The organism is Halolamina salina (genome assembly GCF_054653455.1).
Window position 1 is genome coordinate 1,539,155 of record NZ_BAAIGE010000002.1, and the last position, 13,635, is coordinate 1,552,789.

15 protein-coding genes are annotated in these 13,635 nt (G+C 70.1%); 8 read left to right on the forward strand and 7 right to left on the reverse strand.

Features of this window, described 5'->3' with window-relative positions:
- Positions 1-128: 128 nt before the first annotated feature.
- Together ACYQZ5_RS08305 and ACYQZ5_RS08310 are read left to right on the forward strand one after the other, a co-directional pair.
- The gene (locus tag ACYQZ5_RS08305) at positions 129-863 is read left to right on the forward strand and encodes a pirin family protein (protein ID WP_379732754.1); all 735 of its coding nucleotides are present in this window, start codon (positions 129-131) and stop codon (positions 861-863) included.
- A 181-nt stretch (positions 864-1,044) separates the two neighbouring features.
- Positions 1,045-1,362 carry a hypothetical protein gene (locus tag ACYQZ5_RS08310; RefSeq protein ID WP_379818862.1) on the forward strand — a complete coding sequence of 106 codons (318 nt, stop codon included), beginning with the start codon at positions 1,045-1,047 and terminating at the stop codon, positions 1,360-1,362.
- Positions 1,363-1,366: 4 nt separating this feature from the next.
- Here the strand turns inward: ACYQZ5_RS08310 and ACYQZ5_RS08315 are convergent, their stop codons facing one another.
- Together ACYQZ5_RS08315 and ilvA are read right to left on the reverse strand one after the other, a co-directional pair.
- Entirely contained in the window at positions 1,367-1,603 is a 237-nt protein-coding gene (locus ACYQZ5_RS08315; RefSeq protein WP_379732884.1) for a hypothetical protein, read from the reverse strand.
- Positions 1,604-1,618: 15 nt separating this feature from the next.
- Positions 1,619-2,839 carry a threonine ammonia-lyase gene (ilvA, locus tag ACYQZ5_RS08320; RefSeq protein ID WP_459845806.1) on the reverse strand — a complete coding sequence of 407 codons (1,221 nt, stop codon included), beginning with the start codon at positions 2,837-2,839 and terminating at the stop codon, positions 1,619-1,621.
- Between the two features lie 171 nt (positions 2,840-3,010).
- Here ilvA and ACYQZ5_RS08325 point away from each other — a divergent pair, with 171 nt between their 5' ends.
- The 5 genes from ACYQZ5_RS08325 (at position 3,011) to ACYQZ5_RS08345 (ending at position 7,139) form a co-directional block, all read left to right on the forward strand.
- Positions 3,011-3,964 carry a carbohydrate kinase family protein gene (locus ACYQZ5_RS08325; RefSeq protein WP_459845808.1) on the forward strand — a complete coding sequence of 318 codons (954 nt, stop codon included), beginning with the start codon at positions 3,011-3,013 and terminating at the stop codon, positions 3,962-3,964.
- Positions 3,965-4,023: 59 nt separating this feature from the next.
- Entirely contained in the window at positions 4,024-4,623 is a 600-nt protein-coding gene (locus tag ACYQZ5_RS08330; RefSeq protein ID WP_379732537.1) for a hypothetical protein, read from the forward strand.
- Positions 4,624-4,724: 101 nt separating this feature from the next.
- The gene (locus tag ACYQZ5_RS08335; protein WP_379732536.1) at positions 4,725-5,366 is read left to right on the forward strand and encodes a VOC family protein; all 642 of its coding nucleotides are present in this window, start codon (positions 4,725-4,727) and stop codon (positions 5,364-5,366) included.
- A complete protein-coding gene (locus ACYQZ5_RS08340; RefSeq protein WP_379817930.1) occupies positions 5,363-6,478 on the forward strand; it encodes a VOC family protein in 1,116 nt (371 codons plus the stop codon). Before ACYQZ5_RS08335 ends, ACYQZ5_RS08340 begins: the two co-directional genes overlap by 4 nt.
- Entirely contained in the window at positions 6,471-7,139 is a 669-nt protein-coding gene (locus tag ACYQZ5_RS08345) for an alpha/beta hydrolase (protein ID WP_459845811.1), read from the forward strand. The genes ACYQZ5_RS08340 and ACYQZ5_RS08345 overlap by 8 nt, the downstream gene beginning before the upstream one ends.
- A gap of 153 nt (positions 7,140-7,292) precedes the next feature.
- Here the strand turns inward: ACYQZ5_RS08345 and ACYQZ5_RS08350 are convergent, their stop codons facing one another.
- On the reverse strand, positions 7,293-8,111 hold the full coding sequence (locus ACYQZ5_RS08350) for a BtpA/SgcQ family protein (protein WP_379730726.1): 819 nt from the start codon (positions 8,109-8,111) through the stop codon (positions 7,293-7,295).
- A 49-nt stretch (positions 8,112-8,160) separates the two neighbouring features.
- The gene (locus tag ACYQZ5_RS08355) at positions 8,161-9,069 is read right to left on the reverse strand and encodes a phosphoribosyltransferase HisG-related protein (protein ID WP_379730727.1); all 909 of its coding nucleotides are present in this window, start codon (positions 9,067-9,069) and stop codon (positions 8,161-8,163) included.
- Positions 9,070-9,165: 96 nt separating this feature from the next.
- Between ACYQZ5_RS08355 and ACYQZ5_RS08360 the strand changes: the two genes are divergently transcribed.
- Entirely contained in the window at positions 9,166-9,339 is a 174-nt protein-coding gene (locus ACYQZ5_RS08360) for a hypothetical protein (protein ID WP_379730728.1), read from the forward strand.
- Positions 9,340-9,369: 30 nt separating this feature from the next.
- Here the strand turns inward: ACYQZ5_RS08360 and ACYQZ5_RS08365 are convergent, their stop codons facing one another.
- The 3 genes from ACYQZ5_RS08365 to ACYQZ5_RS08375 all read right to left on the reverse strand — a co-directional run bounded on the left by ACYQZ5_RS08365 (position 9,370) and on the right by ACYQZ5_RS08375 (position 13,548).
- Positions 9,370-10,131, reverse strand: coding sequence for a GTP cyclohydrolase III (locus ACYQZ5_RS08365; protein WP_379730729.1), 762 nt, complete (start codon positions 10,129-10,131; stop codon positions 9,370-9,372).
- A 58-nt stretch (positions 10,132-10,189) separates the two neighbouring features.
- Entirely contained in the window at positions 10,190-10,849 is a 660-nt protein-coding gene (locus ACYQZ5_RS08370; RefSeq protein WP_379730730.1) for a hypothetical protein, read from the reverse strand.
- A 155-nt stretch (positions 10,850-11,004) separates the two neighbouring features.
- Positions 11,005-13,548 carry a restriction endonuclease gene (locus ACYQZ5_RS08375; protein ID WP_379730731.1) on the reverse strand — a complete coding sequence of 848 codons (2,544 nt, stop codon included), beginning with the start codon at positions 13,546-13,548 and terminating at the stop codon, positions 11,005-11,007.
- Between the last annotated feature and the right edge of the window lie 87 nt (positions 13,549-13,635).

The window sequence follows — 13,635 nt, forward strand, 5'->3', positions numbered from 1 at the left end:
TAGGTATCCCGAGATAGTTGTCGCTACAAACCTCCTGACTGACTTTCCTCAAAAATACCTCGAGAAACTGGTGTTTCTTCTGTTCCGCCGCCGTGACGGTTAACCGTCCGCACCGACTGGATCGAACCATGTCTTTCGACCAAACGGTAAACGCCCCGGTGCCGGGCGAAACGGTCCGGCACGGGACGGGCGTGAACTCCAACCGCGCGTTCCCCACCGACGGCTATCCTCACAACCTCGACCCGTTCGTGCTGTTCGAGCGGTTCTACATCGAGCCGGACGACGGGTTCCCGACCCACCCCCACAGGGGGTTCGAGATCGTCTCCTACATGCTCGAAGGGGGGATGGAGCACGGCGACTCGCTGGGCGTGACCCACACCGCCTACCCGGGCGACGCGATGCGGATCACCACCGGCGGCGGGATCGAGCACTCCGAGATGCCCGCCGACGGCGCGGGCTGTAACGGCCTCCAGCTCTGGGTCAACCTCCCGCGCGAGAAGAAGGATATCGAGGCCGACTACGCGGACGCGGACGCCGAGGAACTCCCCACCGAGGAGGTCGACGGCGCGACGATCACGACCGTCGTCGGCGAGGGCTCGCCGCTCTCGCTGCACACGCCGATGACGTACCACGACGTGCGCGTCGACGGCACGTGGGAGTGGACGACGCCCGAGGGGTGGGCGGGATTCCTCTACGGCGTCGACGGCGAAGGGATCGTCGACGGCGAGGCGTTCGGGAAAGGCGACGTGCTGCCCGCGACCGACGCCGGCGGCGTCACCGTCGAGGGTGAGTTCCGGCTCGTCGCCGTCGCCGGTGAGCCGCACGAAGAGCCGATTAATCAGCGCGGCCCGTTCGTGCTGTAGCCGGTCACGGCTCGCGACCTGTCGCGCGCTCCGTCGCGCGACCACGCAGCGTGCTGCCGTGACCGTGCTGTAGGCCGACCACGGCTCGTGACCTGTCGCGGACTCCGTTCCGCGACCACGGAGCCTGTTGCCGTGACCACGAAGGGAGCGATTTTTGTCATTCCGTCACTTGTTCCGTGCTATGGCGACACACGCACAGCGCGACGGCCCGACCCCGGCGTCGCTCCCCGACGCCGTCCCGTTCGACCTCCGGAACCTCACGCGACAGAGCTGGAAGCTCGGCAGCCGGATCGTCGACGGCGCCGAACGGGTCGGCGAGTGGCGCCACACCGAAGGACGCTGGACGCTGACGGCGTTCGACGCGACCGACGAGACGCTCGTTCTTCGGCTCCGGACCCCTGTCGGGCGGGTCCGGTTCTACGGCGCGATCGAGGCGGAGTTCCGGGAGGCCCGCCCGGCGCTCGCGTCGGCGGCGGCGTGGGAGCGCGTCGACGAGTGACGGCTCAGGCCCGCGCGACCCGGAGATAGCTCCGGATCAGCGCGTACAGCAGGCCCAGCAGCGCGCCCACCACCAGCACCGCCGGCCCGACGCCCATCGAGATCTCGGTGGCCGTCTCCGTGAACGAGAACAGGTAGGTGATCGTCTCCTCGGTCCCGACGGTGAGGGACTCCACGCCCATCGCCGACAGCACGAGCGGGCCCGCGACGGCCAGCAGCAGCAGGACGGCGAACGCCGACACCGCGGCGCCGGCGAGCTACGAGGGGACCAGATCCCGGACGCGGTAGCCGGCGTCCTCGATGTCCCGGATGATCCCCTGAATGGCCGCCTCGCTGGGCGTCGTCAGCCGCATGACGAGGTCCGCCTCGCCGACGGGTAGCCCCTCCTCGGAGCGGTCGTGGCGCACGCTCCGGATGTTGGTGTCGTGCTCGCCGATCAGCGAGGCGAGTTCGCCGAGCACGCCCGGCTGGTCGTCGATCCGGACCCGGAGCGTGACGAACTGCCGGCGGTCGACCAGCGCGCGGGTCAGCACGTCCTGCAGCGTCGCGATGTCGATGTTGCCGCCACAGAGCAGCGGCGCGACGGTGCCGTCGACCTCGATCGTCTCCGAGAGCAGCGGCGCGACCGACGCCGCGGCCGCCCCCTCGACGAGCTGTTTGGTGCGTTCGAGCAGCCACAGCGTCGCGGTCGCGATCTCGGTGTCCGACACCGTCACCACCTCGTCGACGCGCTCCTCGATGATCTCGAAGGTGCGCTGGGAGAGGCTGCCCGTCGCGATCCCGTCGGCGATCGTGTCGGGGTGCTCGTTCTCGACGGGCTCACCCTTCCGCAGGCTCTGCGGCGCCGTCGCGGCGTCCTCGGCCTGCACGCCGACGACGCGAACGTCGTGGTCGGCGGCTTCCATCGCCGTCGCGACGCCGGAGATCAGCCCGCCGCCGCCGATCGGGACGATCACGGTGTCGAGGTCGGGCACCTGCTCCAGCAGTTCGAGGCCGAGCGTCCCCTGCCCGGCGATCACCGCGGGGTCGTCGTAGGCGTGGACGAACGCGGTCCCGGGCTCGTCAGCGCGATCCTGCGCCGCGGCCATCGCCTCCGCGAACGTCTCCCCGCGGAGTTCGACCGTCGCGCCGTACCCCTCGGTGGCGTCGATCTTGGCCTGCGGCGCCGTCTCGGGCATGAACACGAGCGAGTCGAGCCCGCGCTCGGTCGCGGCGTAGGCGACGCCCTGTGCGTGGTTGCCCGCGCTCGCGGCGACGACCCGGTCGGCCTCGCCGCGCTCGGCGACCTCGCTGATCCGGTTGTACGCGCCGCGGGGCTTGAACGAGCCGGTCTTCTGGAACTGCTCGAGCTTGAGCCACGCGTCGGCGCCGACGCGCTCGCTGAGCGTCTGGTTGTGCATCACCGGCGTCTCGCGGATCCCCTCGGCGTCGGCGAGGCGCTCGCGGGCCGCGCGCACGTCCTCGAGCGAGACCGTCATCGCCCCACCCCTACGGCGGATCGGCTCGGACTCCGGTGTCGGATCGCGTTGTCGTTCACGCCGTCGAAGTGGGGTCGACACCGCCTTAGTCCTTCGTTCGTCCGGCGACGCCGTCGGGTCATGGTGCGCCACGCGCCGTGGACTTTTCCCCCGGGCCGACCCAGCCCGGGTATGGCCGACTCAGCCGACCCCTCGCCCGAGGTCGTGGCCGTCGGCGCCGCGACCGTCGATCGGTTCTACGACGTGACGAACCTCCCCGACCCGGACGGCGGCGCGTTCGCCCGCGAGGCCACCGAGCGCTTCGGCGGCGTCGGCGCCAACGTCGCGACCGGCCTCGGCCGACTGGGGCGGGACGCCGCCCTCATCGCACGGATCGGCTGGGACGACCTCGGCGACCGCGTGCTCGCGGATCTCGAAGCCGGCCCCGTCTCGACTGCGCTGGTCCGGCGCGCCGCCGGCACGACGACCCACTGCGTGATCCTCCGCGACGACGCCGGCGAGCGGATGATCGTGACCGCGGGCGACTCGACGGTCCGGCTCCGCTTGAACGACGACGACCGCGCCGCGATCCGGGCCGCCGACGCGGTGTTCGTCACCGCGTACGCACCCGACCCCGTGACCGCGGAGATCGTCGATATCGCCACCGAGGACGACGGGCCGGCGCTCGCGTTCGACCTCTCCGGGCCGCTCGAAGAACTCCGGGGCCGCGGGACCGAGCCGTCCACGATCGACCACGTCGTCGAGACGGCATCGCTGTTCGTCACGGCCGAGGTGGCCGCAGAGTCGTACCTCGACTGCCCGGCCGAGGCGGCCGTCGACGCGCTCCGCGACCGGGGCTGCTCGCGCGGCGCGGTCACGTTCGGTACCGAGGGCGCGACGCTGTTCGACGGCGAGGAAACGACCGAGATCCCGGCGTTCGACGTCGAGGCGACGGACACGACCGGCGCCGGCGACGCGTTCACCGCGGCGCTGACCGAGCGCTGGCTGCTCGGCGACGCCGACCCCGAGCCGGCGGGACGGTTCGCGGCGGCCGCGGCGGCGCTGAACTGCCGCGCCGCGGGCGCCAGAGGCGGGCTACCCGACCGCGACGCCGTTCGGGCGTTCTTGGCGGGCCGGGACGCTTGATCGCCGAGGCGTTCGGTCCCGCCCACAGGATTATCCCTATCGGTGTGCTAACGAGTGTAATGGCAGACGACAAGCAAGGCCGGGAGAAGCAGGCCGCCGACGAGGAGCGACGACAGCGCGAGCGTGCGCTTCGAACCGAACTGGAGCGATACGACGAGGCCGAGCCGCCGATCGACGACGCCGAACTCGACGAGATCGAGGCCGAACTCGAGACGGTCTCCTTCCCCGCGACCGGCGCCGAGATCGTCGACACCGTCGGTAGGCGTCGAGTCGCCGCAGGGCAGGAGACGTACGCCGTCGAGGAACTACTCCCCGAGGCCGAAGTCGAGACGTACGAGTCGCCAGCGGTCGTCCGGAGCAGGATCCAGCGGCCGACGATCGCGATGGCGATGAAGCGAATCGTCGAAGCGAGCGAGACGATCCCGAACGTGGAGTACTCGGCGAGCCAGCGCGACGCCTACGAGAAGACGCTCCGCGCGCTGCAGGCGGTCGACACGCTCGACGAGGACGAGGGCGTCCGCGCGATCACCGACTGGATCGTCGAGCGGATCGAGGAGAAGGGGAAGCTCCCCGGCTCGCGCGACGTGCGCCGGGAAGCGGGGAAGCTCACGCGGGAGAGCGGCTACGAGGTGCGGAACGACGAGTGGCTGGGGATCTGACCCCGCCCCGAATCGGCCGCTAACACTCGCGTCACCGGGTGGGAGCCACGTCGGGGAACGGATTTACCCGTGGGGCGAGAAGTCAGTAACACGAGACAATTATGTCCGACGCACCCACGCAGGCCGACGAGAGCGACATCCCCGTGACCGCCGAGAAGCCCGACAGCCCCGTCGGGGTCACCGGCGTCGACCACATCACGCTGATCGGGAGCAACGAGGAGGACACCGTCGAGTACTACCGGGATATCCTCGGCATGCCGCTGGTGCTGCGCCAGCCGAACCTCGACGACCCCGAGGCGACCCACCTGTTCTTCGACGCCGGCGACGGCCGGATCATCACGTTCTTCGTGAAGGACGACCGCCCCTCGGACAACCGACCCAAGCGCGTCGGGATGGGCGGCGTCCACCACCTCGCGTTCAGCGTCGACGGCGAGCGCCTCGCGGAGATCGCCGAAGGGCTGGAGGACGCGGGCTACGGCTACAACGAGTTCGACCGCGGCGCGTTCCACTCGCTGTACACCCGTGACCACAACGGGCTCACGATCGAACTCGCCGCCGACAAGTTCGAGATCCCCGACGACCGCCGGGGCGAGGTGCTGGCCCACGCGCAGGCCCACCGCGTCGACGCCGGCGACGAGTACGTGAAGGACGAGCACATGCGCGCCGCGCTGGAGGAGCTCGACATCCCGATCGAGGAGATCGAGATCCCCACGACGGCGTCCTCCGGGACGGGGGGACTGTGAGCGAGCGGGAGCCCGAACTCGACACGCTTTCGCCCGACGCGGGCAGTGACAGCGAGACGACTGCCCCGGACACGCCGGGGATCCACCACGTCTCCGTCGTCAGCGGCGATCCCCACGGGACGCTGACGTTCTACCGCGACGTGCTGGGGATGCGGTTGGTCAAGCGCACCGTCAACCACGACGAGCCGGCGGTCCACCACCTCTACTTCGGCGACGGGACGGGCACGCCCGGAACCACGTTCACCGCGTTCCCCTACCCGCTCGACGCCGGCGGCCGTCGCGGTGCCGGGCAGCCGAGCGAGACGGCGTTCGCGGTCCCCGAAGGGAGCCTCGCTTACTGGCGCGACCGCCTCGAGGACCACGGCGTTGCGACCGACGAACCGACCGAACGGTTCGACGAGCCGACTCTCACCTTCACCGACCCGGACGGCCTCGACCTCGCGTTAGTCGAGAGCGCCGCCGCCGGCGTCCTCGGGACCGACGAACTCGCCGTCGATCCGTGGGCCGAGACGGTTCCGAGCGAGCACGCGATTCGGGGCGTCCACTCGGTCACGCTGCGCTCGAACAGTCCCTACGTCACCGGGCGCGTGCTGGAGCTGTTCGGGTTCGGCCTCGTCGGGCAGGCGGGCGACCGCGTCCGCTACGTCGCCGGCGCCGACGGCGTCGAGACCGAGGGGCTGGACGCCGACACGACTGATCTCGCGCGGGACCCCACACCGGGGACCGTCGTCGACCTCTACGCCCGCGAGGAGCCGTGGGGGAAGGAGGGCGCCGGGACGGGCCACCACGTCGCGATCCGCGTGCCCGACCGCGCGGCGCTCGAGGCGTGGCGCGACCGACTGATCGACGCCGGGCTCTCCCCGTCGCCGGCCCGGGACCGATACTACTTCGACTCGGTGTACGTCCGCGACCCCGGCGGCGTGCTGTTCGAGATCGCGACCGACGGTCCCGGACTCACGCGCGACGAGCCGACCGACGAACTCGGGAGCGACCTCCGCCTGCCGCCGTGGCTCCGGGAGGACGAGGCGATGCTCCGCGAGCAGCTCCCGCCGCTCGACGAACCGGTACAGCACGACGCCGATCCGGAGCGCCGCGAAGCGACGGATGAGTGATCTCCCGACCGTCGGCGGCGACGGCCCCCACGCCGGCCAGCCGATCCTGACCGCCGGCGCGCCGAAGGCCGCCGCCGAGGCTGCGCTGGTCCTGCTCCACGGCCGCGGCGCCCGTCCGGGCACCGTGCTCGACCTCGCCGACGAACTCGACCGGTCCAGTGTGACCCACATCGCTCCGGAGGCGTACCACGACACCTGGTACCCCCACGCCGCCACGGCCGAGCGGGAACTGAATCAGCCACACCTCGACTCGGCGCTTCGAGCGGTCGGCGACGCCGTCGAACTGGCGCTCGACGCCGGCGTTCCGCGGGAGAAGGTGGTCGTACTCGGCTTCTCACAAGGCGCCTGCCTCGCCGCCGAGTACGTCTACCGGAACCCCGAGCGCTACGGCGGGCTGGCCGCACTCAGCGGCTGCCTGATGGGGCCGGAGAACACGACGCCGCCCGATACCGAGGAAGGGAGCCTCGACGGGACGCCCGCCTTCTTCGGCTGCGACCGAACCGATCCGCACATCCCCGCGTTACGGGTCCGAGAGTCCGCCGACGCCTACCGCGAGCGCGGTGCCGAGGTGACGGAACGGCTCTACGAGGGGCTCGGCCACCAGGTGAACGAGGACGAGATGGACTGGGTCCGGGCCACCCTCGACGACCTGCTCGACTGATCGGGCGAACTCTTTTGAACGAGAGCGCAGGCAGGGCCGTCGATGCGCTGAGAACCGACCCGGGGCGTCTGCGGGTGTGCGGCCACACGCCTCGGGCACGCGACGGCCGCCTGTTCGCTACTCCGCCTCAGCAGCAGCGCCAGAGTCGACGACCTACTCCCGGACCTCGTCGGCGGCGGCGACCAGCTCCCCGGTCCGCTCCTCGCTCACGGGCTCGCCGGAGGCCGACCCCGACTTGAGCGCGGTGCCGACGATGACGCCGTCAGCGATCGAGAGGATCTCCCCGACCGTGTCGGCGGTGACGCCGCTGCCCACGAACAGCGGTACGTCCAGTCCGAACTCCTCGCGGCGGTCGGCGGCGCGCTGAAGCTCCTCCCGGTCGACGGCGTGGCCCGTGCCCATCCCCGAGACGACCGTGGCGTCGGCCAGCCCCCGCTCGACGTTGTCGGCGAAGGACTCGGCGGTGAAGTCCTCGGCAGCGATGGGTGCGGAGTGTTTCACGTCGTGGTCGGCGAACACCGCTACGTCGGCGCCGAGGCGCTCGCGCTCCCGCATCGTCTCGTAGGCCTTCCCCTCGATGATCCCCTGATCGGCGACGCGCGCGCCGGTGTGGATGTTCACCCGCATGAACTCCGCGCCGACGGCCTGCGCGACCGCGAGATCCGCCGCGGCGTCGTTCCGGAGCACGTTCACGCCCACCGGCAAGTCGACCTCGTCGGCGACCGCACCCGCGGCGTGGGTCATCGAGGCGACGACGTGTTTGGGCACGTCGTCGGGGTAGAACGGCGCGTCGCCGAAGTTCTCGACCATCACGGCGTCGACGCCGCCGGCCTCGAGTGCCCGGGCGTCGGCACGCGCCCGCTCGATCACGGCCGCGCGGTCGCCGTCGAACTTCGGCGCGCCCGGCAGCGGGTCGAGGTGAACCATCCCGACGATCGGCTGGCTCCGTCCGAACGTGGCTTCGAGATCCATAGCCGAGCGTCGAACCGACTCGGGTAAGCTCTGACGACTCCGGGTCGGGCTACGCCCAGAGCTCCGTCTCTTCGCGGAGGCCGCCGGTGATAATCGAGCGCACGGCCTCGATCTCGCTGTCGACTTCGGCAGTGTTCTCCAGCAACACGGTCTCGCTGGGGAACAGCTGTTCGCCCAGCACGAGGCCGTGGTCGCGAGCGGTGTTCCCAGTGACGGTGAGGTAGACGCCGACGCCGGCCTCGGCGATGGCGGCCTCCTCCTCCTGCCCGTTCTCGGGGTAGACGAACTCGACGCCGTCGAGGGCGTCCATCCCCAGCACCGCCTCCACCAGCCGCTCGTAGCGCGGCGAGATGCAGAGCGGGCCTTCGTAGTCGGCCAGGAACGCCCGGTCGAGGTCGGTGCCGGAGGGGACGGTCTCGGGCGTCCCGAGCAGCGTGTGGTACACCGTATCACCGAGCCCAGTGACGACGCGCACGTCGGACTCCGTCGGGTCGATCCGCTCGTTCACGGCGGCGAGGTTGTCGACCCCCTCCGGACCGAGGGAGACGACCTCTTCCAGCACCAGATCGGCGGCGTCGAAGCCGAGCGCGAACTCGTGGGTGCGAAGCGCGCGGAACGGCTCCTCCCGTCCCACGAGGTGGACCGGCGTCCCGTCGAGCTCGACGGTGAGGCTGTCGAAGACGATCCGGCGGGGTTTCCCCTCGCGGTCGTCACGGATCAGTGTGAACTCCGGACCCAGCGGGTCGGTGGGCATGGAGTACTCGAGCAGCCGCTCGTAGCTCCCCTTCTCGGCGGTCTGTTCCCCCTTCGTGATCGCCTTCTCGTAGCGGAGCACGGAGGTCACTTCGTCGACCGTCGCGTCGGCGTCGGGGGTGTCGGCGACGGTGGCGACCCGCTCCAGCACCGCCTCCAGCGGCCGCCCCTTCCGGGGAACCGCGACGGGTACCGGCTCAGTCATTACCTGTGCGACGGGGCCGACAGAAAAAGCGGTTGCGGAAGGGGCGTGTCACAACGGCTAAGCCGCGTCGGCCCGCGCTCACCGACGTGACCTACGGTGACGGCCGCTGAGACGGTCCTCCTCGTCGGCGTCGTACTCGCCGTGTGGGGTGCGGCCAGCGTGCTGTTCGACGCCGCCCTCGGCGGCGGGAACCACCGGTTCGTCGCCTACCTCGTCGGACTCTTGCTCGGGCTGGCGCTCGTCGGCTACCTGTTGGTGACGCGCCTCTGAGGTCGGAGGGTGGCGCCGTCTGGCACCGCGTCAGTGTTCGTCGCCGGCGAACTCCACCCGGGTACCGTCGTACCGGCAGTCTTCGAGGGCGTGCTTGGCGTCGATCCCCGCGTCGTGGGGAGTCGGGCCGAAGCCGACGCCGACTTTGAGCTCCACGCCGGCGTCGTCGCTGACGTGTTCGATGGCCTCCAGGTACTCCGCCTCGGTCATCTCCGGGACGACGGAAATCACGTTGTCGCCGCCGACGAAGAACGAGAGCGCGCCGTGGGCCTCGCGCATGTACCGCATCAGGCTGGCGTACGCCTGCTCGATGCGGATGAACGAGTCGAACTCGTTCAGCCGGTCGGTGTACTTCCCGGTCGCGTCGTTCACGTCGAAGTGGGCGATCGACACGTCGCCGGCCTCGGGTGGCCGGTACTCGCCGCCGAGCACCTCGCGTCGGGCGCGATCCTGCGCGCTGCCGGCCGCCTGCACGCGCTCGGTCGCGCCCTCGAGCGCCTCGATGGGGACGGGGTCGACCGCGGTCCCAAGGCTGACGGAGATCGGGTAGCGGTTGCCGATCGACTCCTGCAGGAGTTCGTGGTCGGTCCGGTCGAGCCCGTTGGTGACGGCGACCATGTTGTCGAACCGGGTGAAGAAGGCGTAGCCGTCCCGCGAGCCGACGAACTGCGCGATGTCGGCGAACAGTCGGGACTGCAGGGTCTGGAGGTCCATCTCGCGGCGCGGTTCCGGCTCAACGGTCCACGGGCCGTAGTTGTCGATCTGGATATGGGTAAGCTGCGGACGGGTCACGTTACCTGAAGTAGGTCGGCTGTCGCAGTTGTAGTTTGGTATTCCCGAATGCGTGACGCTACCGCAGCGGCGACAACAGAAGCCCGGCGTAGTACTTCGGCGCGCTCTTCCGCGAGCGGGCCAGCGCCACCCGCAGCGCGTTCGCGGCGTCGTCGAACACGCCCGGCCCGTGGCCGACGAGCACGCTGTCGGGCGAGAGGCCGCCGAGCGCGGTCTGCGGCGGGAACAGCCGCAGTGCGGGGTGGACGCCCAGACGCTCCACGCCCGTCGTGAAGAACTCGGCTGTGCCGACTGCTTCGGGGACGATCAGCGTCCCGCGGTCACGGTCGTATAGCGCCACCTCGTGCCAGAGTCGGTTGTCGACGACCGTGATCGCCCGGAACTCGGTGTCGGGGAGCGTCCGACTGTACCTCTCGGTCTCGGCGTCGAGGTCGTCGGCGACGTCGGAGAGCGGTTCGGGGAGCGAGACGGGCACGTCGTGGCGTTGCGCCACCGCGGCGGCGTCGCGCTTGTGCCGGTCGAGCAGGAGCGTCACTCCCGCAACCTCGCCCAGGTCCGCGAGCTCGTCGTCGAGTCCGGGGGCGTCGACGGGGTCGATCACCCAGAGGCCGTCGTCGGTCTCGACCGCGTGGCTGGTGCGGTGCATCTCGCCGACCTCCTCGGCGAGCGTCCAACTGATACCGCCGTCCCAGCGGTCGACGACTTCCAGAGTAGCCATGGACGGACGTTGGATCGCCCGCGGCTTAACTATCCCCGGCACCGGACCCGTGGGTTCGGTTGGCCGTTCGTGACCGTTCGCGTCGCAGTCGCGTTGCCCCGAACGTAGCCACGCCGAGAACGGCGCCGAGCTTGCCCGGGGAGGTGCACGCCGCACTACTCCAGCCCGGAGGACGGGACGTTGTACCGCGTCAGGTCGGCCACGAGCTCGTCGCCGTCGATCAGTTCGACCGCCGAGGAGTTCGCGGCGTATCGCTCGGCGGTGGTGGCGAACGACGAACTGGTGACGATGACGACACGGTCGGCGTCGCCGCGGGCGATCGTGCTCTCCAGTTTCTGGATCACCTCTCGGCCGACCGTGTTCCCCTCCGCGAACTGCTTGACCTGGATCGCGATCCGCTCGACGCCGTTCTCCGCCCAGACGTCGACGCCCAGATCCCGGGAGCCGGCGGTGACGGTCGTCTCGTACCCCTTCTGCTCGTAGAGGTTGGCGACGAGGTGCTCGAACGCCTCCCAGGAGAACTGATACAGCTCGTCACGGGACCACATCGACCCCTGCATCTGCTGCATCCGACGGTACGGCTCCAGCACCGGATCGGGGTCGCCGCTCTCACGCGCCTCCTCGATCGCGCGGCGCCACTCCCGGGCGTCGACGGCGGGATGTCGCCGCCACTCCTCGACGAACGCCGCCAGTTCGCCCGTCAGCGTCTCGATCTCCTGTTCGACGAGGCGATCGATCCGGTCGAACTCGGCCGAGAACGCCTCGGGAGCGAGCGGAACCCCGTCCTCGATCCGTTCACGCATCTCGTCGACGATGGCGTCGATAGAGAGCGACGGGAACGCCGACTGATACTCCTCGACGGTGTCCATCGAGTCGACGAGCGTTCGCACCCGCTTGAGCTCCGACCCCTCCCGGAGCGACTCGCGGTGGCGGAGCGCAGTCCTGACGGCGTCGGCCCACTCGACGATCGACTGGTCGGGATCGTCGGCGGCGAGTCGGTCGAGCCGTTCGAGGACGGCGGCGAACAGCTCCCCGCTGCGGACCGCGTCGTCCGGCGACTGCTCCGCCGACCGTACGATCTCGTCCAGTCGGTCGAGGTACGGCTCGCTCGGCGCCGTCGCGGCCTCGATCCTGTCTCGGACCCTTCGATAGCGCTCGACCAGCTCCGTCGCCCGCTCGGCCGTTCCGAGCCAGTCCTCGTCGAGTAACTCCGGGTAGCGCCCCTCGTCGAGCGTCCCGTCGTAGATCGAATCGAGCCGATCGCCGATCGGTGCCGGAAGGAGTTCCGCGAGCAGTTCCCGCTCGAACGGCGTCGGCGACTCGGGGAGCAAACCGAGCAAGCGCTGCCGGGCGGCCGTCGCGAGCCCGCTGTCGAGCCGATCGGTCAGTTCTCGGTGACTCTCCTCGTGTTCGTCGGGGGCACTCGGCGCCAGCCGGTCGTCGATCGTCCGGAACCGCTGGATCGCCGTCTCGTACTGGCCGGCGTCGACGGCGCGCTCGGCCGACCGGAGCAGGTCGAACAGTTCGTCGACCGACTCCTCGAACCGTGACACGGTCATCTCGGTTTCGAGTCGGCTCCGCCGCTGCGTGATTTCGTCGACTTCGTCGTCGCGGTCGAGCGCGGCCGCGAGCAGTTCCGCGCTCCGGTAGCACGCCATCGACTGCTCGAACTCCCCGTCGTCGGCGAGTGCCTCCCCCGCCTGTAGCGTCCGTTTCTGAAGTCGGTCCAGGCTCCCGACCCGGTCCGCGATGACCGCGGTCGCGATCTGTCTTCGGTTGTCCTCGATCTCCTCGGGGTAGTCGTCGAGGTCGATCCCCTGCCGAAGCCCGTCGGCGGCGTCGAAGACGGCGACCGCGTCTTCGTACTCCCGCTCGCTTCGGAGCGTCTCGCCGATTTCGATGACCCGTTCGACGAGCTCCCGCTTGGCCGCCTCGGGAGCGTCCCGATGGGTCACGGTCGCGGCTTCGAGGAACGTCTCGGCGCGCACGAGCGGGACCGCCAGCCGGAGGCGCGAATCGAGGTGGTCTTGCAGCACGTCCCGATCGGCGGGCGTCACGTCGCCCTCCGGCGTCGCCGCCAGCACAGCGAGGGCGGTGTTTCGGACGTCCTGATCGCGAACGTCGTCGGCGAGCAGGCTGTCCACCGCGGTGGCGCGGTCGACCTTAGTTCGTTTGTAGGTCTTGTAGACGAACCACGGAGTGGCGAGCGCGTAGAACACCAGCGCGACCCCGACCAACGCGTTCACCGCGGGAATGATCGAGATGATCAGGAGGATCACGGTCAGGACGACCAACAGTAGCAACCCACTGAGTATCGTCCGGGGGAGCGTCGGTTCGCCCCCTAACAGGAGGTCTTCGCCGTCGAGTATGGCCCAGCTCCCGAGCGCCAAGGACAGCCCGCCTATCGCTCCGGCGACGCCGAGGAGGAGCGTTCCGCCCCAGAGGAGCTGTATCCCCGGGGCCAGCCTGTAGACGACTGTGGCGAGTACGAACGTGAGGACGGGGACGACGAACGTCGAGAGATACCCGAGGACCAGATACCGGCCGTAGCCGGCCTCTATCCGCTCGTAGTAGTCGGTGAGCCGGGACTCCGACCAGACGGTTTCCCCCTCGAAGTCGTCGCCACAGTGGTGGCACTCCTCCCAGTCCGGCGGCGAGAGGTGGCCGCAGGAACTGCAGTAGTTCACCGGTGACACCATCGGGATGCACCACCGTACCTCCCTCCGGCAGATAAAGGCCCCTCTTCGGGCAATCGACCGGGGGGGAGCGTCGTTCGTCCGCTCGAC

What these genes read in the sequence shown, in the direction of transcription:
- ACYQZ5_RS08305 (WP_379732754.1), top strand. Translation starts at nt 129, where the DNA reads ATGTCTTTCGACCAAACGGTAAACGCCCCGGTGCCGGGCGAAACGGTC.
- ACYQZ5_RS08310 (WP_379818862.1), top strand. Translation starts at nt 1,045, where the DNA reads ATGGCGACACACGCACAGCGCGACGGCCCGACCCCGGCGTCGCTCCCC.
- ilvA (WP_459845806.1), bottom strand. Translation starts at nt 2,839, where the DNA reads ATGACGGTCTCGCTCGAGGACGTGCGCGCGGCCCGCGAGCGCCTCGCC.
- ACYQZ5_RS08325 (WP_459845808.1), top strand. Translation starts at nt 3,011, where the DNA reads ATGGCCGACTCAGCCGACCCCTCGCCCGAGGTCGTGGCCGTCGGCGCC.
- ACYQZ5_RS08330 (WP_379732537.1), top strand. Translation starts at nt 4,024, where the DNA reads ATGGCAGACGACAAGCAAGGCCGGGAGAAGCAGGCCGCCGACGAGGAG.
- ACYQZ5_RS08335 (WP_379732536.1), top strand. Translation starts at nt 4,725, where the DNA reads ATGTCCGACGCACCCACGCAGGCCGACGAGAGCGACATCCCCGTGACC.
- ACYQZ5_RS08345 (WP_459845811.1), top strand. Translation starts at nt 6,471, where the DNA reads ATGAGTGATCTCCCGACCGTCGGCGGCGACGGCCCCCACGCCGGCCAG.
- ACYQZ5_RS08350 (WP_379730726.1), bottom strand. Translation starts at nt 8,111, where the DNA reads ATGGATCTCGAAGCCACGTTCGGACGGAGCCAGCCGATCGTCGGGATG.
- ACYQZ5_RS08355 (WP_379730727.1), bottom strand. Translation starts at nt 9,069, where the DNA reads ATGACTGAGCCGGTACCCGTCGCGGTTCCCCGGAAGGGGCGGCCGCTG.
- ACYQZ5_RS08370 (WP_379730730.1), bottom strand. Translation starts at nt 10,849, where the DNA reads ATGGCTACTCTGGAAGTCGTCGACCGCTGGGACGGCGGTATCAGTTGG.
- ACYQZ5_RS08375 (WP_379730731.1), bottom strand. Translation starts at nt 13,548, where the DNA reads ATGGTGTCACCGGTGAACTACTGCAGTTCCTGCGGCCACCTCTCGCCG.